Genomic DNA, 19,698 nt, shown 5'->3' with positions numbered 1-19,698 from the left:
CTCGGCGCCCCCCGATCACCCGCGTTCGACGCCTTGAAGCCGGTGGAGATGGAGAGCCAGGCGGGTGCGCAGCTCCGCCTGCTGCTCCTCGCTCCAGGTCCGGAAGCCCGCCCCCGCCTTCATGCCGAGCCGGCCCGTCGCAACCAGCTCGCGCAGCAGGGGCAGCGGGCCGGGCGTGCGGTCGAGATCCGCCAGAACATATTCATGAACCGCCAGCGTCAGGTCCGTGCCGACGAGATCGGCATTCTCCAGCGGCCCTAGAACCGCCATGCGCCGTCCGAAGCTCGCCTTGACCACGGTATCGACGGTCTCTGCGTCGCATACCCCGTTCTGGACGAGGGCGATCGCCTCGCGCCATAGCGCATGCTGGAGACGGTTGCCGATGAAGCCGGGGACATCCCTGCGGACATGCACCGGCATTTTGCCGATGGAGGTCAGCAGCTGGATCATCGCGGCGATCGTGGCTTCGGAGGTCTCGGCGGTCTGGATGACCTCCACCAGCGGGATCAGGTAAGGCGGGTTCCACCAGTGGGCGCCCAGCGCACGGGCCCTGTTCCGCAGCGGCTCGATGATCCGGGTGATCGGGATCACCGAAGTGTTGCTCGCGAGCAGGGCGTGAGGCGGAGCCGCGTCCTCGACGGCAGCGAAGATGCGCTGCTTGAGCTCCAGGTTCTCGGGCACCGCCTCGAAGACGATATCCGCGTCCCGGACGGTTGTTTCGAGGGTATCGCAGGGCCGGACCAGATCCGCCGCCGCGCCATCCTGCCCGAGTTCGAGAAGGTTGCCGCGGATACGCCCGACGATCCCGCTCCGACGCCCGGCATCCCGCTCGTGGATGTCGACCTGGTACCCCGCGACGGCAAAGGCCTGCGCAATTCCGTGCCCCATCAACCCGGCGCCAATGATTCCAATGCGCAGCTTGGTCACGCCTTCCGTTCCCCGTCTTCCTCACCGAGCGCCGTACGGATGCGCTGTACCGCCGGGACGAGCTTCAACGAGCCATCGCCGAACTGTTTGCGCAATCCATCTTCAGCACCGCCCATTAGCAAGCTATATGCCAGAGCGGGTAACCGGCTTTTATCCGTGGCTTAGCTAGACTCGGTCCGGGCGCATGGGGGCGCAGTGCTCCCGATCCGACACAGCGCATTCGTGCCGAGGGGCACTTACAAGCAATTCCGCCCTTTCCACGTGTGTCGAATCCTGACAGATACTGTTCAGAAAATTGACAGGGCTGAAACCGGGGAGGTGCGAGCCATGGCCAAAGAAACGGCGGAGCGGTTCGCCGCAGCACGCGCCCTGCTCGTGATGATAGAAGAAATGATCGACGGCGCCACCTTGGTCGACAAGTATGCGCGGATCGTATGGTTCAGCGACAATCAGATGGAAATCCTGGGCCTCCGATCCCTGGCGGACGTGGTGGGACAGGAGATCGAACGCGTCATTCCGCACAGCCGGATGCGCGAGGTGGTCGAGACCGGCCGCTCATTCCCGCTCGATATCATGCAGTATGGCGATCGCACGCTGCTGGTCAGCCGGCTTCCGCTGCGTGACGAGCGGGGCGAGATCATCGGCGCCATCGCCTTCGCACTGAAGAACAGCCTGACATATCTCCGGCCGATCGCCGACCGGTTCAACAAGCTGCAGTCGCGCCTGGCAAGGGCGGAGCAGGCGCTCGCAGCCAGCCGCTCGTCGAAGTACACCGTGGAGAACCTGATCGGCTTCAGCCCGGCGATGCTCGAGGTGAAACGGCTGGTGCGCAAGGCCGGCCAGATCAACTCGGCGGTGCTGCTGCTGGGCGAGACCGGGACGGGCAAGGAACTGGTGGCGCACGCGATCCATGCCGCCTCGGACCGGGTCGACGGCCCCTTCGTTGCCCTCAATGTCGCCGCCATCCCCGAGAACCTGCTGGAGGCGGAGTTCTTCGGCGTGGCCCCCGGCGCCTTCACCGGCGCCGGCCGGCAGGCGCGCCCGGGGAAGTTCCAGCTCGCGCACGGGGGGACGCTGTTCCTCGACGAGATCGGCGACCTGCCGCTGCCGCTCCAGGCGAAGCTCCTGCGTGCCCTGCAGGAGCGCGAGGTCGAGCTGCTGGGCTCGAACCAGGTCATCAAGGTCGACGTCCGCATCGTCGCGGCAACCAGCCGGCCGATTCAGGACATGGTGCGGAACGGCTCGTTCCGGGCTGACCTCTACTACCGGCTCAACGTCTTCCCGATCCAGCTCCCTGCGCTCAGGGACCGCAGGGAGGACATCGAGAATCTCGCCTCCGTCTTTTCGGAACGGGTGGCCATGGGCCTGGATCAGCCGATGCGCGATTTTGCGCCGTCGGCACTGGACGTGCTGCGGAGCTATCAGTGGCCCGGCAACGTGCGCGAGCTCGCCAATGTCATAGAGCAGGTCTATGTGCGCACCGAGGGAGAGCGTATAGCGGCCGAAGACTTCATCACGATCCTTCCGGGGGAATTCGTCCATCTCCCTGCCGTGGCGAAAACGCCGCGCCCACTCAGCGAAGCCGTCGACGAGCTGGAGCGGGCGCTCATCCATGCGGCTCTCGACGACGCAAAGGGAAACAAGCTCAAGGCTGCCCAAATCCTTGGCCTGTCGCGAACCAATCTCTACGCGAAGATGCGCAAGCACGACATGGCGCCCTAGCACCGGGCCTGCCAGCCGCCGAACCAGCCCCCACCAGACGCCAGGACCGGAAGGGCCTTGTCGGCGCGAGTGGCTCCTAAGGAGTGCGTCGCCACCTTTCAGCTGGAACAAAATCCAGGTACTCTGCTCCCATTGAGGTAGAAGGGCTGCCCATTGGGGCGAGATCGGCTTTAACGACGAAGCCCTCTCGCTGGACCAATATCGGCCCGCTCGACCGAAGCGCCGAATACACGGGAGCCGAGCATGGGGTCGACGATCACTCTGGAATATACAGACAAGATCACACCGAAGACCACCAAGCACCTCAAATGCGATCCGATCCCTGTCTCCTTCACCTACGACCTGGAGGTCGAGGAGGCCGAAGCCTCCATCGAGCGCATCATCCGGGACGAGTTCGAAAAGCAGCTCTCGACGCTGATAAACGGCCAGCTGAGGCACCTCAACACCTGGTTGGAAGAGAAGTCCGACCTGATCGACGACCTCAGCAAGCAGATCGACCAGGTGGCTCGCAACGGCATGCCCACCACACCCGCGGAGTTCGCAGCGGTTGAGAGCCTGAATGCCGCCTTGAAGAAGGTGAAGGGTCTATCGCCGGACGAGCTCAAGGCCGAGTTCAAGACGATTGTCGAGAACTGGGCGGAGAACGTGGCCGAACAGCAGGGGATCATCGCTGCCGGTCAGGCGGTGAAGAAGGCCCGCGCCACCGCGGTGAAGGGCAAGAAGGCGCGCCTTACCAAGGCGACAGTTCTCAAGGTCGTGCTGATCGTGGGCGGGATCGCAATCGGTGTGGCGGCGACGGTGGTGTCGTTCGGCGCCATGGCCGTGGTCTTTGGCGCCCTGGCGGCAACCGCCGTGTCGATCAGCGGTGTCACCGGTCTCGCGAAGTCGGTCAAGGCCTTCAAGGAAACCGGAAATTACGAGAAGCGGCTGCTGGGCAAGCTGCAAGGCGAAATCGACAGCCTGACGACGGCGCTGGGCCAGGTTCAGGAGGCCAGGGGCGGGCTGCCGAAGTATGTCACCGAGCTCGAACTGCTGATCAAGTCGCGCGCCGACGAGGTCTCCGATGCCGAATCGAAGCTGGCGCGGCCGCGCGCCCAGCTCGACATCTACCGAGCCGAGCTCAAGAAGCTGAAGGGCAATGCGGTTGTCGACGATGCCGAGGTTGCCAAGCGGGAAAAGAGCATGAGCCAGCTCGGCACCGCGATGGACAAGGTGCTTCAGGACATCGCGCAGATGCGCAAGGATATCGGCGATGCCGAACAACTGCTGGCGAAGCTGAAGGAGCTGGGCGTCAACCTGGAGGCGCTCAAGCGCGTGTCGCCGGGATCCGTGACGGCCAACATCAAGGAGCGCCTGAAGACTGCGGACGGCTGGCTGGACCTGGCCGACAATCTGGGCGGCCTCGTCGGTGCCGCCTCGGGTTTCTGAGAAGTCGTTTGCAGAGCCCTTGCGGGACGTCCTCCCCACGAGATCCGCCGAGCACTGGTCGGTTTCCCGTGCCCTTGGTGTGGAGAGGCAGGCATTGGCAGCGGAACCGAAAGGGGCCTAGCCTAGCATTGAATCTTGGCATTGAATCTTGGGTTGGAACGGCCACTGCGCCATTGGGCCATGGAACCGGAGGGCCAACTCCAGAACCAGGGTCATGATGCGTTCCTGATAGCGCGCTTGGCCGTCATACCTGCCGGCGGAGAAGCTATGGGCTTTGACGGCCCCGCTGACGGAAGCGGGTTACTGGCCTGCACCAGACCCGGCGGGGCAAGTAAGGGGTAGGCTGACGGCGGCGCGGCCCTGCGGTCACATGCAAGGATACGCCTTCAACGGCGGTCCCGTGGGTAAACCTGATCCGGCGAACCGATGAACAGCAGGACATCTCCATCCTGGATGGTGTAGGCGTCCCGTTCCCTGAACGAGATGTCCCGACCATTGCTGTGAACGTGGACGACCACGCCGGGAGCCACGTCGGCCATGGTCTTGCCGATGTCGCCGGGACCAGCCTGCCGCTCGCTCAGGACCATTCGGCCGCCCGCCGACATGAGGTCGCACAGGAATGGCGCCGCGTGGGTTGTCTCCACGGCGTCGGCAAGGAGGAAACCCCCGATCTTGGGGGGCGAGACCACCGTGTCGGCCCCGCTGAGATGCGCCAGCTTGATGTTCTCCTCCTGCTTCACGCTGGCCACGATCTTCGCCTCGGCGGAAAGGTGGCGCACCGTCAGGATCACCAGGACCGTGGTGTCGTCCCGGCCCGCGCTGACGATCACCGCCTTCGCGCGTCCGACGCAGGCCCAGGTCAGAATATCCTCGCTGGTGGCGTCCCCGAGCAGGCCGATAAAGCCCTCCTCCGCCGCGATCCGGATGCGCGCCTCGGACTCGTCTATGACGACGATCCGATCCCGCGGATGGCCCTTTGCAACGCTTTCCTCGACCGCGACGCGACCGCTGTGGCCGAAGCCGCACAGGACGATGTGACCGTGGAGGTCCTTCTGAATGCGGCTCATGCGGTAGTCCTCCACGATCCTCTGGACGACGAACTCGTAGGCCGTGCCCAGAAAGATGAACCAGATGAAGACCCGGATCGGCGTTACGGCAAAGGCATCGATCAGCCGGGCCGTGTGGCTGATCGGCACGATGTCGCCATAGCCCACAGTGGTGATGGTGATCATCGTGAAGTAGAGGATGTCTGGGAAGCTGACCTGTCCGTCGATGTTGTCCTTCAGCCCGTCGCGATCGAACCAGAAGACGGCGATGACGAGGGCGAGCAGGACCGCGACCAGAATGCCGCGGACGCACAGGGTCCTCTCCGGCGACATCCCGGACCGGACGTGGAGGATGCGTCCGCGCCGCAGGGACCGCCTGCCCGGTGGAGATCTCGAAGACGATCGGTCAACCGACTTCTGCATCGGTTCGTCCCTCGCTCGGGCTGACCCCGGACATCCGCTCAACAGTGCCCACCACCCTCATGGCTCGCGATGCCACGACGGTTCTCGCACCGGGCAAGGGCGCTCGACACCTCGGGACCGGCAATACGCAGGTCGGCGTATTCCCAACCGACGGCGCGACGGCCGCTATCCCGGCAGCATGGTTCGGACATGCTGAACGAGGGCGGCCGGATTCACGGGCTTCTGAAGGAAGACGGCGCCCTCGACCCTGGAGATCCGCTCCAGGGTCTCCTGCTCTCCTGAGCCGGAGACGAAGACAATCCCGCACACGTGCCGCTCGCGCAGGCGCTCCGCGACGTGGATACCGTCCGGTCCAGGGCCGAGGCGGATGTCGATGACCGCCGCCGCGGGCCTGACTGCCGCGGCGACCGACAGTGCTTCTTCGGCGGCGTTCGCCACACCCGACACCGGGATGCTCGCGTCTTCGAGGATCATCTCCAGGAGCATGGCGATCATGCTCTCGTCCTCGACGATCAGGACGCCGCCAGCCTCGCTCCGAACCAATTCCATCTACCTGCTGTTGCCCTTCAACGGCCCGGGTCCGGCGTCACCGTCCCGTACGCCGAGTGTAGAACGTGCGGCGCGGACTGCTAGTCGGCAAAGGGGCGGATGTCGAGTCGGCCATCTGTGATAATTGGCAGCTCAAAGCGCTTGAGAGAGAACATGATCGTTCTGCACGTCGACGACAATCCAGACGATCGCGCGATGGTGCTAAGGGGACTGACCCGAGCAATACCCGATGCAATTCTCAGGCAAGTCGGAACCTCCGAGGAACTCGACTTGGCAATTGCGGAGTCCACCCCGGACGTTTCGGTCATCGACTTTTCTCTTGGGTGGGCGAATGGCATTGAAGTCTTTAGGCGTATTCGCGACAAGCATCCGGACTGCGGGGTCGTCATGTTCACGGGGTCCTTGGGTGAGGAGGACGCCGTAGAGGTGATGAAGGCGGGGCTGGACGACTACGTCGTGAAGGATCCCTCACGGATCCCCCGGCTCGCAGCAGCGGTCACCTCGCTCGCCCGTCAGGCCGGGGAACGCCGGGCGCGGCGGCGCGCCGAGGCCCGCCACGCCGCTATCTACAGGTCCTCCGGCATCGGCATGTTCGCCTGCCGCCTTGACGGCCAGCTGCTCGCGGCGAACCCAGCGCTGCGGCGGATGCTCGAAATGACTGACGACGCGGATGTCGCGTCGCTCAACCTTTTCGATTTTCTCAATGCCGACGGGCTCCGGGCCGACGGGCTCCGGGCCGACGGGCTCCGGGGCGACGGGCTCCGGGATGCCTGGGCCGCGCATGGCGGGGTCAGCATCCAGGGGCTTGAGGTCACTTACAGCAACAGGACCAAGCGCACCGCCCTGCTCGACGCTCATGCGGTCCCCGAGGCGGATGGGGAGGTCGAGTGCGTCCTGACCGACGTCACCGCTTTGCGGGCTGCGGTCGAGCGCGGCGACGTCCTCCTGCGCGAGCTCTATCACCGCGTGTACAACAACCTTCAGGTCATCGACGCTTTCCTCATGCTCCAGGCAAGGCGCTTCGCGGACCCGGAGGTCCGGGCCGGGTTCAAGAAGGTCAGCGAGAGAATCCAGGCCCTTGCGCTGATACAGCAGCGCCTGCATCAGGGGAACGACTTCGAGTTCCTGGAGTTCACGGCATATCTTCGGGAACTCACGGAGAAGCTCGCCTTTATCCATGGCCGTCCCGAGATCCAGATCGTGGTGGACGCCGAAGTGATGCGGCTGCCCATCGACACCGCCATCCCGCTCGGGCTCATTGTCACCGAGCTGCTCATGAACGCACTCAAGCATGCCTTCCCGGGCGGCCGGGCAGGTCGCATTTCGGTGGCGCTGCACCCGGCCGGGGACGCCGCGCGGCTCGAGATCTCAGACGACGGCATCGGGGCACCGAACGATATCTACGCCCCCGGGACTCGGCAGGGCGGCGTCGGCTCGCGTGTCGTCCTGAACCTCGTGAAGCAGATCGACGCCACGGTGCTGGTCTCGACCGGCGACGGCACGTCCGTGACGGTGACGGTACCCTTGGCCTCGCCGGGAGGACCATGACACATGCGTCGCAGGGCTTTTTCGCCCCGTCCGCCGACCGGAGCGCCTGGCTGCCATGGGCTGCGGCGCTCGCCGGACTGATTGCTTCGGCCCTCTTCTGGCATGCGTTGCTGGATGCCGACCGGCACACCGCGCGAGTCGCTGCCGAAGCAAGGCTGGACGCCGCCACTCGCGCCGTCCAGGACAGCCTAAGGGAACGCACTCGGGCGCTCGCGCGCATGGCGCGCCGATGGGAGATCGAAGGGAACCGCGACCGAGCAGGATTCGATCTCGAGGCCGAAGTGCTGCGCGAGGGCTTTCCCAGCTTTCGCGCCGTCGGATGGGTCGATCCGGGCTATCACGTCCGCTGGATCCATCCTGTGCAGGGGAATGAGGCGGCGCTCGGTCTCTCCGTCAATGCCGAGCCCGTGCGCGCGGCCACATACGCGCGGGCGCGGGATACCGGCATGCCTGCGGTCACGCCGCCGATCGACTTCGTTCAGGGTGGGCGCGGCGTGCTCGACGTCGTCCCCATCAACACGCCATCCGGGAACGCGGGCTTCGTCTATGCGGCCATCGACCTTCAGGTTCTGCTGGAACGCGAGCTCAGCACCTTCGATCCCGGATACGCGCTCAGCCTGACGGCGGATGGCGCACATGCCTTCAAGATCGGCGACCCTCGCGGAGAGAAGGTCGTCCTGTCGCGCTTCGAGCACGCGGGGGTGACCTGGGCGGTCACGGTCGCGCCGCGGCTGGAGACCGCCGGACGTCCCGTGCTGCCGCATGTCGTTTTCGCGGTCAGCGCCGCCTTGTCGGTAATGCTCGGCCTCGCCATGCGGGGCCGCATGCTCGCCGCGGCCAGGGCGAGGCAGGCCGAGGAAGCGACCAAGCGGTTCCGGGAAAGCGAACGGCGTTATCGTTTCCTCGCGGAGACGGTCCCTCAGATCGTCTGGACCGCCACGCCGGAAGGCGGTCTCGATTACGTGAACCCCCAGTGGGACAGGTTCACGGGCAAGCCCCAGCAGGCGGCACACGGCGCCTCGTGGGCGCAGCACATCCATCCCGACGACCTCGAACGGACGAACCAGGCTTGGCAAAATGCGCTCCAGACCGGATGCGAGTACCAGGTCGAGCATCGCCTGCGCTCCGTGGAAGGCGCCTACCGCTGGCTTCGGACGCGAGCCGCCCCTCTCAAGGACGAGAGCGGGAATGTCCTGATGTGGATCGGAACGGCCGCGGACTTCGATGACGAGCGACGAGCGCTGGATGCGCTGCGGACCAGCGAGGCCAGCCTGCGGGCCATCGTCGACACCGCACTTGACGCCATCGTCGTGACGGACGCCGAGGGCACTGTCCGGACGTTCAACCGCGCCGCCGAGCGGCTTTTCGGCTACGGCGCGGAGGAGGTGCTGGGCCAGAACGTGAGGATGCTGATGCCCGGCGAGCACGCGCGGCGGCATGACGTCTACATGCACCGGTATCGCGAGACCGGCGAGCGCCGGATCATCGGCATCGGACGAGAGCTCGACGGGTGCCGCAAGGATGGCTCGACGTTTCCGTTCGAGGTCACCATCGCCGAATGGGACGCCGCGGGGCGCCCCATGTTCACCGCCATCATGCGGGATGTGACCGACCGCAGAAGGGCCGAAGCCGAGATCCGCGCAAGCGAGGCGCGCTTCAGGGAACTCTTCGAGACCCTGCCGGTCGGCGTTGTGATCATCGATCCTTCCGACACCTCCGTCGAAGCCTTCAATCCTTCGGCTTGCACCATGCTGGGCTATGACGCCGAGGAGTTCGGTCGAACCCGCCTGGCCGACATGGCCATCGGGATCGGCGTGGAAGCCTCTCCGATAGGACGGGAGGACTTCATCACCCTCGTACAGTCCGGGATCGACCCGAAGGCTCTGGCCCAGGGTGAAGTGCGCTACCGCCGCAAGGACGGGAGCGAGGTCGATGTCCTGGTTACCCGGCGTCCGATCCGGACGGAGGCGGGAATGCGTGTGCTCGCCATCTGGCTCGACGTGACCCAACGGCGCCAGGCCGAGCGAGCCCTGGCGGAGAGCGGACGCCTTTTGCAGTCGGTGATCGACGGCGCGGCTGACCCGATCTTCGTCAAGGACACGGAAGGCCGCTTCCTCCTGGCGAACCGGCGGACCCTGCGGCTGCTCGGCTCCCACCACGACGCCGTCATCGGGCGCCGAGACCGCGACTTCCTGCCCGCCCCTTTGGCAGACGCGGTTGAGGCCGACGATGCGCGCGTGATGGCCGAGGGCCGCGCGGTCGAATTCGAGGAGGTCATTCCAGAACAGGGAGAATCGCGAACCTTCCTCTCCGCCAAGTCCCCTCTGCCGGATGAGAACGGCAGGGTTCGCGGCATCATCGGCGTGCTGCGGGACATCACGGAGCGCAAGGCCGCCGAGGAGGAGGTTCGGCGTCTGAACCGGGACCTGGAACGCCGCGTCGACGAACGCACGCGCCAGCTTGCGGATGCCAACGCCGAACTCCAGGGCTTCGCCCATTCCGTCGCCCACGACCTTCGTGCGCCCCTACGGACCCTGCGCGGATTTAGCCAGGCGCTTGTAGAGGACTACGGCGAGCTTCTGGACGAGACCGCCCGCGATTACCTCGGCAGGATCGCGGACGGAGCGGTCCGCATGGATCACCTCATCCAGGACCTGCTGGCCTACAGCAGGATCAGCCGAGAGGAACTGGTCCTGGAGCCGCTGGAACTCGACCGTGTGGTTGTGGACGTCCTCCGACAGCTGGAAGGCACCCTGAATGGAGCCGAGGCGACCGTGCACGTCGTCAGACCTCTGCCCTGGGTGAAGGGGCACCGGGCGGTGCTGGGGCAGGTGCTGGCCAACCTGGTGTCGAATGCGGTGAAGTTCGTTGCGGCCGACACGAAGCCGGAGGTCAGGATTCGCGCCGAGAGGCGCTCCGAAGGCCATGTGCGGCTCTGGGTCAAGGACAACGGCATCGGCATTGCCCTGGAGCATCAGACGCGCATCTTCCAGGTGTTCCAGCGCCTTCACGGGATGATGCAGTACCCGGGAACGGGCATCGGGCTTGCCATCGTCCGTCGCGGCGCCGAGCGCATGGGAGGCTCTGCGGGTGTCGAATCAGAGCCCGGGGCAGGCAGCCGGTTCTGGGTGGACCTCCAGGAAGCGGAGAGCACGGATGAAAAGTGACGTGGAGCCGATCCTGCTGGTCGAGGACGATCCCAACGACCAGTTGCTGATCCGGCGGGCCTTCGCCAAGGCCAAGCTGATGAACCCGCTGCTCGTCGTTGAGGATGGTGACGCCGCGGTTGCCTACCTTGCGGGGGAAGGCGCCTACGCGGACCGCTCGGAAAACCCGCTGCCCGCCGTGATGCTTCTCGATCTCAAGCTGCCGCGGCGATCCGGGCTGGAGGTCCTGGAATGGCTGCGGTCCCAGCCCGGGAGCCTGGGACGAACACCGGTGGTCGTCCTTACGTCCTCACGCGAGAACAGTGACCTGGATCGGGCCTATGACCTCGGAGCCAACAGCTACCTCGTGAAGCCCGTCGACTTCGACGGATTGCTCGACCTGGTGCGGACAGCCGGGCTCTACTGGACGGTGCTGAACGAACGCCCGCGGAATCAGTAACCTACGCCGTCGAGGCCTCACTTGGAGCTCCACTCGGCGGAGCCCCATCCAGGACTGCAGGTGGACCGTGGGAACCCATGCGCTCGGCGCGGCGCGGGTCTTCCAAGAAGGCCGGGACGCCCTGGCACGAGGTTCGGACGATCGTCACAGCCGTCCATGTCCCCTCAGCCTCCTGGCGGGCTCAAGTCCCCGCCCAGTCCTTTGGGATCCGGTCAGGAGAGGTCATGGGGTTGCAGCTCGCCCGGCTCGTGGCGTGCGCTTCGCGTTTTGGATGGGGCCGCGCGACCACCGGCCACTTCCGGCCGGCGCGGGGCCCAATCTCCGTCATGACGCGATGGGGCGCGGCAGGACGCCGCGCCCCTTCTTGTCAGCCTCGGACCTAGACGTCGGTACGGTCGACGCGGGTGCGGGCGACGCCTTCGGTCCGGTCGTCCTCGACCTCGACCTCGGTGCGTCGCACGGTGTCGGAGACGGTTTGCGCCCGCTCCTCCACGTCCTTGCGGATCACCAGCTCCTCGCGCACGCGTGCATCCTTCGAGACCACCGCCTCCTCGTCGGTTTCCGTCACCTCGATCGTGCGCTCTCGGAACGCATCGGCGGGGATCTCGCCGGCCGGCAGGTCCACTGCGCGCCGCTCCACCGAGACCGTCTCGTTGCGCAGCGCCACGGACTCGGTGACCGGCGTCTCGACGACGTAGCTGCGGACGCGCACGCCGCCACGCTCCACCGCGCGCTTGCCAACGCGCAGTTCCTCCTCGACGATCGGGATGACCTCCTCGCCCTCGCCGCGAACGGTGTCCGCGCGAGCACTGCCGGCAATGCCGCCGTCCGCGACAGTTCGGGTGGTCGCGGTGCCGTCGGTCAGGCCGGCATCAACATCGCGGAGCTGCCCGGCCGCGGCAGACAGGCCTTCCTCCACGTTCACGGGGCCATAGTCGTCCATGATCGCCTCGGCCCGATCCAGGTCGGCTTCGGCGACGGATCCCACCAGAAGCGCGTTGCCGCCCGCGAGTGCCTGGCGGTAGGTACGCGCGTCGTCGCTCGGCACGTTGCGCGCGGTGAGCCGCTCCTCGACAGAAGCGTCGGACGCGGTGAAAACCTCCGCGTCCGTCAGCGCCACGCCCTCTTGGGCCAGCCGCTCGCGAACCTGTCCGATCGTATCGCGGTCGCGAAAACAGGTCACCATGGTCAGCATGTCGTCGTCTCCTCAGATGTTGATCAGGCGGCGCCGCAGAGCGCTTCGGCGCGCTCGTAGGGCAGGTTCAGACGGGCGGCTAGGAACTGCAGATACGGGCGCTCGCCCGTGATCTCGCCGACCGCGGGCGGGTTCGCCTGCGAAATCGGCCATTCCGTTCCGTCCTGTCCGGATGTACCGACCCATGCAAACCGAAGAGGATCCGATACGTTCCACTCCAATTTCCGCGCTTGATGATCAATATCGAAACTGATTGCAGTTACGCGGTTGCATATAGAAGAACATCCGAAACATTAGAAGGCGGATTCGTTTCAGAAATTGCTCACCGGGCAGATCATATTTCGGCGAGGTTTTGGTCGCAAATCTGCGGATACCTATGCTTTCGCATATAACAACGCTGATCCTGATGACATTTCGATTAGAACGGGAACGCAATCCCAACGATCCGGTTTGCGGGGCGGGCGTGCTCGCCAGCTCCACGAGAAGCGCCGGATTCAGCGGAAGGGATTCTTCGCATGCTCCACAAAGCGGCGGTCTACGGAACACGAAATGCCGGCGCGTCCACGGTGCAAGGGGCGGGGCACGGCGTCACCGTCACGACCGGCACGCACCGCCGGGTCTCCTGGGGTGCGCTGTTCGCGGGCGTCGTACTCGCACTCGCCCTGCAACTTCTGCTGAGCCTGCTGGGTGTCGGCGTGGGGCTGTCGACGATCGACCCCACTCAGGCGGGCGGCACGCCGGCCGCATCGAGCCTGGGGATTGGGGCCGGCATCTGGTGGACCCTCAGCTACATGGTCTCGCTCGCGGCCGGCGGATACGTCGCGGCGCGGCTTGCCGGGGTTGTGGTGAAGGGCGATGGTATGATCCACGGTGTGCTCACATGGGCACTCGCGCTGATGGTCAGCGCCTACCTCCTGACCAGCGCGCTCGGCACCGTGGCCAGCCGCACCGCCGGCATGCTCGGCAGCGTGGCGGGCACTGCCACCGAGGCGCTCCAGCAGGCGGCCCCCCAGGCCACCTCCGCTCTGCCCTCGGCCGACCGGTTGCGCACCCTGGCGGGCGACCTGCTGCGCCCGGGCGACCAGCCGCAGGGCGGCGACGCGCAGTCCCGCATGATGGACGCCCTGGGCCGCATTGTGACGGGCGGTGCCGGAGCCCAGCAGGCACGCGAGGAGGCGATCACCGTGATCGCCGAGCAGGCCCGTGTCGGGCGCGACGTGGCGGCCCAGCGCGTGCAGCAGGTCGAGGACCAGGTCAGGCAGCTCCGCGGGCAGGCCGCCGGGGCGGCAGGGGCGACCACCGATACGCTGTCCGCGGCCGGCATTGGCGGGTTCGTCGCCCTGGTCCTCGGCGCGCTGGCGGCACTCTTTGGCGGGCGCGCCGGCACCAGGAATCCGGAGGACGTCGTCCGGCAGTGACCAGCGATTTAGCGAGACCGGGCGTCCATGACGTAGACCGTCCGGCGGACCTCCCCGGTGCTGCCTGGCAGCGTGTCCTCGTCCAGGTATGGCGAAGTTCCGGGGAGAAGGGTCTCTGGGTGGCGGCAGCGGGGGTCGCGTTCTTCGCCTTCCTCGCCCTGGTGCCTGCGCTCGGGCTCGTCGTGCAGGCGCACGGGTTGCTGGCCGGACCCGAGGCCGTCTCCAGCGAGGTCGGGGAGCTCGGCGGCTTTCTGCCTGACGAGGCGATGCGGGCACTTCTGGGCCAGCTGATGGGCAAGGCGGCCGACGCGGGCGCGGGCTTCGGCTGGGGCATCGCCGGCAGCTTGACGCTGTTCTTCTGGAGCCTTCTGTTCGCCATGCGCGCGCTGATGGCGGCGCTCAATCACGCCTACCGGGAGACGGAGCGCCGGGGCTTCCTCGCTCTGAACGGCCGCGCAATCCTACTGGGGCTCTGCGGTCTCGGGCTGGCGGTGGGCTCGACCGCGCTCCTGTCGGGAGACCCCGCCGCGCTCGCGTCGGACCCTGGCTGGAGCCGGATCGCCCGGATCGCGCGCTGGCCGTTCGTGGCGATGATCGTCGCGCTGGCTCTTGCCGTCTTCTACCGCCTCGGCCCGTGCCGGACCCCGCCGAAATGGCGATGGGTGATCTGGGGCGCTGTGACAGGGGCATTCCTGTGGGTCCTGGCTTCCTACAGCTTCTCCATCTACGTCAAGCAGTTCGCTCGCTATGAGGCGGCCTACGGACTGGCCGGCGCAGTCCTGACGCTGATGCTGTGGCTGTACCTGCTCGCCTATGCCGTGTTGCTGGGCGCGGCGCTGAACGCCGCCACGGAACGGCAGACACGGCTCGACACGACGGTGAGCGCGCAGAGATCCTCCAGAGAGTAACAAAGCCGGTCGCCGGAACCATGTGGCCGGGCGCAATCGGGCGGCGTGGCTCGTATAGGCAGATCCGATCAGGCGTTTGCGGGTTAGGCGTTGCAGACGTGCAGCCAGCGAAAACGAGCGAAGGCACGTCGTGGCTGGATGCGAGACGTCCTGGCGCAGGATGCCCTGGATCGCGTCGATGCGGCGTCTGTCGATGGTGCAGGATTCATGCGCCGGAGGCGCTGCGACCAGACCGCCCCAACGGGGATCTGGTAGACGGACGCTCGAACCCGCATTCGCGTGGACGGGCCAGGGCCCCCCTCCCAGCCGAGCCTCATCGCATCGACGTCTCCGAGAATGGTCAGGAGGCGCTGCGGGATTCGGACGCGCCGGCCTCCCGCCCCGTGTCCGGACACACGAACGGCCGGAACTCGACCCGGCGGTCGAGCGCGTCGGAGGCATCGTCGGCCCCGGTGCCCACGAGGTTCTCCGTGGAGCCCGCCCCCCGGGTCGTCGCCTCCTCTCCAACCGAGAGGACATGCTTGGCGAGGCCGACCCTCACCGTTTCCGCCCGGGCGTGCGACAGTTTCTCGTTAAGCGCGAGCGGCCCGGTGGGGCTGGTATGTCCGACCAGCTCCAGGCACTTACCCGACGGCTCGGTGCGCCGCGCAATCTGGCGCAGCCACATGTCATAGCGGCCGCCTGACGCGGGATCATGCCAGTACGCCGTGGAACTCGGCTTGAACAGCATCTTCATCGCCAGGCGCTCGTGGCGCAGCCCGAAGTCCACGAGTTCGGAGAAGGCCGCCTCCGCGTCGCCGGGCCGCCCGAGCTTGCCGTATACGAGATGGAGGCCGTTCAGGACGTCGAGCTGATCGCCCCCTGGCAGACGACGCGAGGACTGAAACAGCTCCAGCGCCTCCTCGTACTGGCCGCCCTCGTAGGCCTGCACGCCGTCGGCGGCCAGCGCGGCGGCCAAGATCCCGTCCAGGTAGGCGGGGTCCACGGGCGCCCCCACTTTCGAGAGACAGGTGCGCAGGTAGCCCTGGGTCCTGGCGTCCACCAGCCAAGCCGGGCTGTCCCGGAAGAAGGCCGTGGGCGTCTGATCGACCGTGTCGGGCCGCGCCCAGGCCATGCCGTGCCCGACGACCATTCCGCTCCGCAGATCGGCGAGGGAGAACCAGATCCGGTAGGCCTCCGGAATACCCGGCGCAAGGCCGCTGCGGCCGACGCCCCGCACGCTTCCGACCAGAACCAGCGGCGCTTGGTTCAAGGCCGCAGTGTCCAGCGGCCGCAACTCGTACTCGTGCTGCCGGTCCTCAACGTAGGCGGCCAGGCTCCGCTGCATGGACCGGGTGGCGCCGGTCTGTCCGCCGGTGGCTCCGTCCACGAGCGGATCGATGACCAGCAGCCGCCGCTCCCGCCCGGTTCGCACGGCGGGCGGAACGCTTGCGAAGAGGTCCATCGCAGCGCGCTGCACCGCCTGATCCAGGGACAGGGCCTCGTCCGGCGCAGGTGGCAGGACGGGATCAGCTGGCACCGGAAGGCCGGCGGGAACGACTGCCGCCGCCCGGGGTCCGGTAGCCGGAGCCTGGACGACATCGGAGGCCCCATTCGTCGCCCCTGGTCGATCGCCGGCCGGCACGGCCGTTGTCGCATCGGGGTGCGAGGCGCAGCCGGATACTGCGACGATCAGCACGAACGCCGCCAAGCGGACGGCACGCCTGCCCAGCATCCGACGCGCGTGCGTGGCACCCGTCTGCGAAACGGGTCGAAGAACGATGGTCATGCGCGGGGTCTCCCTGGTTTGCAGCGAGGACGTCGCGGTCGGGATGTGCGTTTGCTCCCGCATGCCGCTGTCCGCCAGGTATGCATCTGGCCGTGCTCGAGCCCGACGGCCTTGGCAGGGACCGTCAGGCTGTTGCCGTCCCGGATCAGGAGCCCGCGGCCACTCACGCCGAAGCTGTCGAGCTGCATGAGCACGGTTCATGTGCGGGTCAGCCGCGGACGTGTCCATGATGTCCGGGACCGCGGCGAACGACGGCACGCCCGCATCGGAGCCGTCGCCCTGACCGGCTGTTCCGCGCCAGGGGCACTGGCCGACGTCATGGTCGCGATCGGAATGCAGCATTCTGACATCCTGTCGCAAGCGCCCGGAAACGTTCGGCCGCGTCGCTCGGTCTCGGTCCCGACCGGAAGCTCCTGTGGCGAACCACCTGCGATCGCATACGAATCCGGCAAGCGTTTCGGATGCGGATCGCGGCCGAGAACAGGCACACCTAGACCGAATGGCCTGGACTATCCGCCCGATCGCGCAGCTGCTGGCATCGAGCTGTCGGCAAGCGCCCCAGCTCCCGAGACCAACAGGCACGCTGGACGAGCCCACTGGTCCTGTGACCAGCGCGGCGACTCCCAAAGGGTCCAAGCCAGCCGGCACGATCAGTCGATCCCGCGCGTGCGCCAGGGCTTGGCTGCCGGAGGTGTCTCAACACCCCCATATGCTGAGGCGGGCGAGCAGCGGAATCCCTGTCGCGGCGTCGGGCGGCATTTCACGCGCCCGGGATGGCGTGGACGGGATGGCGTGGACGGGGCGGCGCCTGTCGATGGAATGGCAGGCGCCGCGTGGCCAGAACCGATCGGTCAGGCATCGGATCATGGCGGAAGCTCCTGGCCGAGGCTCTCAGCCGCGGACCCTGTCATGCTCCCTCGTCCTCGGAATCTGGGCCAAGCGCCGCCCGATATGCCCACTCCGGATCCAGACCATCATCCATCGGACTGCGCGCCGCACGAGGTTCCCGTAGACGGTTGCCCTCGAAGCCAGGTAATCGATCCGTAGACGCTTGGCCTCGATCTTGTGGCGATCGTAGTCGATCTTCATCGCGGACCTCCCCGATTCTGACGAGACCCCGGGTATCATTGCCCGGTTTTGCGACCCTATGCCCTGAGCACCGAGAAAGATGTGAATTAACCCACGGCTGGTCGGTTGCAGCCCCCCGGTGGGCCCAGAACCCTCCGGGATGAATGCGGCGGTCGTCCCGGACACGTGCCGCGATGGTGGCGGCCCTCACCCGGGCCGAGATCTCTCGGATCGCCGGCTCGCTGCCGTGACGCGGAGCGCTCGGCCCCGGCGAGCAGGCGACCCGCACCGTCGGCGCCGGACCGGCCGCGGCGGCGGGCGGTGCGGGTCTGGTCGCTCGCCAGCGCCTCGGAGCACCGGACGATGCCGACGCCTGCAAGCATCGCTTGCGCGACGGCCAGCGGAGGCATGGGAAGCGTTGGTAGCGCGACGTCTTCGGGGAGGAGGCGGAACTGGACTGCCCTGGGCTCCCTGCAGCCCTGCTCGCGACGCCCTATCCGATGCCCTTGGTGCGGACACGATCCCGGGCGAGGGCAATTCCCGTCATACTTGTCACTCCCGGCCTTTGCATCCGGCTCCGACAATGTCGCGTGACGGACAACGAGGTGCGGTGGCGAAATGGTGCATGCGATGATGCCGCCGACCGCCGTCCCGCTGCTGCAGCGATACAGCCGTGAGTCGCCGAGACAGCAGAACGAGCCACGCCGGCGACTGGCGGTCGCCGGCACTTCGCATGTCGGCAACGCGGCGGTTGAAACGCCCTGGGCTTTAACAAGGTAACCGGAGACGCAGAGATGAGCATTACGCCCTATCGCTGGGTGATCGTCGCGTCGGGCGGCCTCCTGGGCTGCGTCGCGATGGGTGCGATGTTTTCGCTGCCGGTGCTCCTCACGCCCATCGCGCGGACCACTGGATGGTCCTTGACCGGCGTATCGACGGCGATGACCTTCGCGTTCGTCGCCATGGCGCTGGGCAGCATGGCCTGGGGAAGCCTGTCGGACCGCTTCGGCCCCCGTCTCGTCGTGCTGACCGGGTCCATCCTGTTGGCCACAGGCCTGGCGCTCGCGAGCCGCGCGACCTCGCTCGTCCAGTTCCAGCTCCTCTTCGGCATTGTCGTCGGCGGCGCCACCGCGGCCATTTTCGCGCCCATGATGGCCTGCGTGACGGGCTGGTTCGATACGCAACGCAGTCTCGCTGTGTCACTCGTCTCCGCCGGCATGGGCATGGCACCCATGACCATGTCACCGCTGGTCGCGTGGCTCGTCACGATCCACGACTGGCGAACGACCCTGTTGATCGTCGCCGCGATCGTGACGGTCGTCATGGTCCCCGTTGCATTCCTGGTGCGCCGCCCGCCTGCGGTGCCGGGCGAGACCGCCGCGCCCGTCGGCGACGGCCCGCAGGCAGGCATGTCCATGGCCCAAGCGCTACGCTCGCCGCAGTTCACCATCCTGCTGCTCACAAGCTTCTTCTGCTGCGCCACCCACTCGGGTCCGATCTTCCATACGGTGAGCTATGCCGTGAGCTGCGGCATCCCGCTGATCGCCGCCGTCTCGATCTACAGCCTCGAAGGGCTCGCCGGCCTGGGCGGCCGCGTCGCCTTCGGCATCTTGGGCGACCGTTTCGGCGCCAAGCGCGTGCTGGTCCTTGGCCTGCTGGTACAAGCCTTCGGCGCGTTGTCCTACACCGCCGTGCGCGAGCTCGGCGCCTTTTACGCGGTCGCTGCCCTGTTCGGCTTCGTCTACGCGGGCGTCATGCCCCTCTACGCTGTCATCGCGCGCGAGAACTTTCCGCTGCGGATGATGGGCACCGTGATCGGCGGGACGGCGATGGCGGGCGGACTTGGCATGGCGACAGGACCGATCGCGGGCGGCCTGATCTACGACGCCTTCGCCAACTACGCCTGGCTCTTCGTCGGGTCCTTCGCCCTCGGTGTCGGCGCCTTCCTGATCATGCTGACCTTCAGACCTTTCCCGAAGGAACGGTCAGCGCCCGCGGTCGCCTGACGTTGGGCGGAACGGATCATCAAGATCGGCCCGCCCCGCAACCGCGCTTTCGCGGCATGCCCGGAACTCTGCCGGGCTCGCATCGA

13 protein-coding genes are annotated in these 19,698 nt (G+C 66.9%); 8 read left to right on the top strand and 5 right to left on the bottom strand.

Features of this window, described 5'->3' with window-relative positions; genetic code table 11:
- Nucleotides 1-15: 15 nt before the first annotated feature.
- Nucleotides 16-927, bottom strand: coding sequence for a 3-hydroxyacyl-CoA dehydrogenase family protein (locus JUB13_RS21195; protein ID WP_207482388.1), 912 nt, complete (start codon nt 925-927; stop codon nt 16-18).
- A 195-nt stretch (nt 928-1,122) separates the two neighbouring features.
- Between JUB13_RS21195 and JUB13_RS21190 the strand changes: the two genes are divergently transcribed.
- Both JUB13_RS21190 and JUB13_RS21185 read left to right on the top strand, forming a co-directional pair.
- Entirely contained in the window at nt 1,123-2,649 is a 1,527-nt protein-coding gene (locus tag JUB13_RS21190; protein ID WP_328702981.1) for a sigma-54 interaction domain-containing protein, read from the top strand.
- 243 nt (nt 2,650-2,892) lie between these two features.
- Nucleotides 2,893-4,077 (top strand): AAA family ATPase, encoded by a 1,185-nt coding sequence (locus JUB13_RS21185; protein WP_207482387.1) that lies wholly within the window; start codon nt 2,893-2,895, stop codon nt 4,075-4,077.
- A gap of 386 nt (nt 4,078-4,463) precedes the next feature.
- Here the strand turns inward: JUB13_RS21185 and JUB13_RS21180 are convergent, their stop codons facing one another.
- Both JUB13_RS21180 and JUB13_RS21175 read right to left on the bottom strand, forming a co-directional pair.
- A complete protein-coding gene (locus tag JUB13_RS21180; RefSeq protein WP_236025117.1) occupies nt 4,464-5,456 on the bottom strand; it encodes a potassium channel family protein in 993 nt (330 codons plus the stop codon).
- A 255-nt stretch (nt 5,457-5,711) separates the two neighbouring features.
- Nucleotides 5,712-6,095, bottom strand: a complete 384-nt coding sequence (locus JUB13_RS21175; RefSeq protein WP_207482385.1) for a response regulator — start codon at nt 6,093-6,095, stop codon at nt 5,712-5,714.
- A 153-nt stretch (nt 6,096-6,248) separates the two neighbouring features.
- On the opposite strand from JUB13_RS21175, the gene JUB13_RS21170 reads away from it, so the two are divergent.
- The 3 genes from JUB13_RS21170 to JUB13_RS21160 are packed head-to-tail and all read left to right on the top strand — an operon-like array spanning nt 6,249 to nt 11,249.
- On the top strand, nt 6,249-7,643 hold the full coding sequence (locus tag JUB13_RS21170; protein WP_207482384.1) for a sensor histidine kinase: 1,395 nt from the start codon (nt 6,249-6,251) through the stop codon (nt 7,641-7,643).
- The gene (locus JUB13_RS21165; RefSeq protein ID WP_207482383.1) at nt 7,640-10,810 is read left to right on the top strand and encodes a PAS domain S-box protein; all 3,171 of its coding nucleotides are present in this window, start codon (nt 7,640-7,642) and stop codon (nt 10,808-10,810) included. Before JUB13_RS21170 ends, JUB13_RS21165 begins: the two co-directional genes overlap by 4 nt.
- Nucleotides 10,800-11,249, top strand: a complete 450-nt coding sequence (locus JUB13_RS21160; protein ID WP_207482382.1) for a response regulator — start codon at nt 10,800-10,802, stop codon at nt 11,247-11,249. The genes JUB13_RS21165 and JUB13_RS21160 overlap by 11 nt, the downstream gene beginning before the upstream one ends.
- Nucleotides 11,250-11,628: 379 nt before the next feature.
- Here JUB13_RS21160 and JUB13_RS21155 read toward each other — a convergent pair whose 3' ends face one another.
- Entirely contained in the window at nt 11,629-12,444 is an 816-nt protein-coding gene (locus tag JUB13_RS21155; RefSeq protein ID WP_207482381.1) for a YsnF/AvaK domain-containing protein, read from the bottom strand.
- Between the two features lie 515 nt (nt 12,445-12,959).
- Between JUB13_RS21155 and JUB13_RS21150 the strand changes: the two genes are divergently transcribed.
- Together JUB13_RS21150 and JUB13_RS21145 are read left to right on the top strand one after the other, a co-directional pair.
- On the top strand, nt 12,960-13,862 hold the full coding sequence (locus JUB13_RS21150) for a hypothetical protein (RefSeq protein ID WP_207482380.1): 903 nt from the start codon (nt 12,960-12,962) through the stop codon (nt 13,860-13,862).
- Nucleotides 13,859-14,770 (top strand): YihY/virulence factor BrkB family protein, encoded by a 912-nt coding sequence (locus tag JUB13_RS21145; RefSeq protein ID WP_328702980.1) that lies wholly within the window; start codon nt 13,859-13,861, stop codon nt 14,768-14,770. Before JUB13_RS21150 ends, JUB13_RS21145 begins: the two co-directional genes overlap by 4 nt.
- 340 nt (nt 14,771-15,110) lie before the next feature.
- Here the strand turns inward: JUB13_RS21145 and JUB13_RS21140 are convergent, their stop codons facing one another.
- Nucleotides 15,111-16,538, bottom strand: a complete 1,428-nt coding sequence (locus JUB13_RS21140; protein ID WP_207482378.1) for an OmpA family protein — start codon at nt 16,536-16,538, stop codon at nt 15,111-15,113.
- Between the two features lie 1,862 nt (nt 16,539-18,400).
- Between JUB13_RS21140 and JUB13_RS21135 the strand changes: the two genes are divergently transcribed.
- Nucleotides 18,401-19,612: an MFS transporter gene (locus JUB13_RS21135; RefSeq protein ID WP_207482377.1), complete on the top strand. Its 1,212-nt coding sequence runs from the start codon at nt 18,401-18,403 to the stop codon at nt 19,610-19,612.
- The last annotated feature ends 86 nt before the right edge of the window (nt 19,613-19,698 follow it).

This window comes from Arenibaculum pallidiluteum (assembly GCF_017355985.1).
Taxonomy (GTDB): Bacteria; Pseudomonadota; Alphaproteobacteria; order Azospirillales; family Azospirillaceae; genus Arenibaculum; species Arenibaculum pallidiluteum.
Note: the sequence above shows the minus strand (reverse complement) of the source record. Positions and strands in the feature narration are given on the sequence as shown.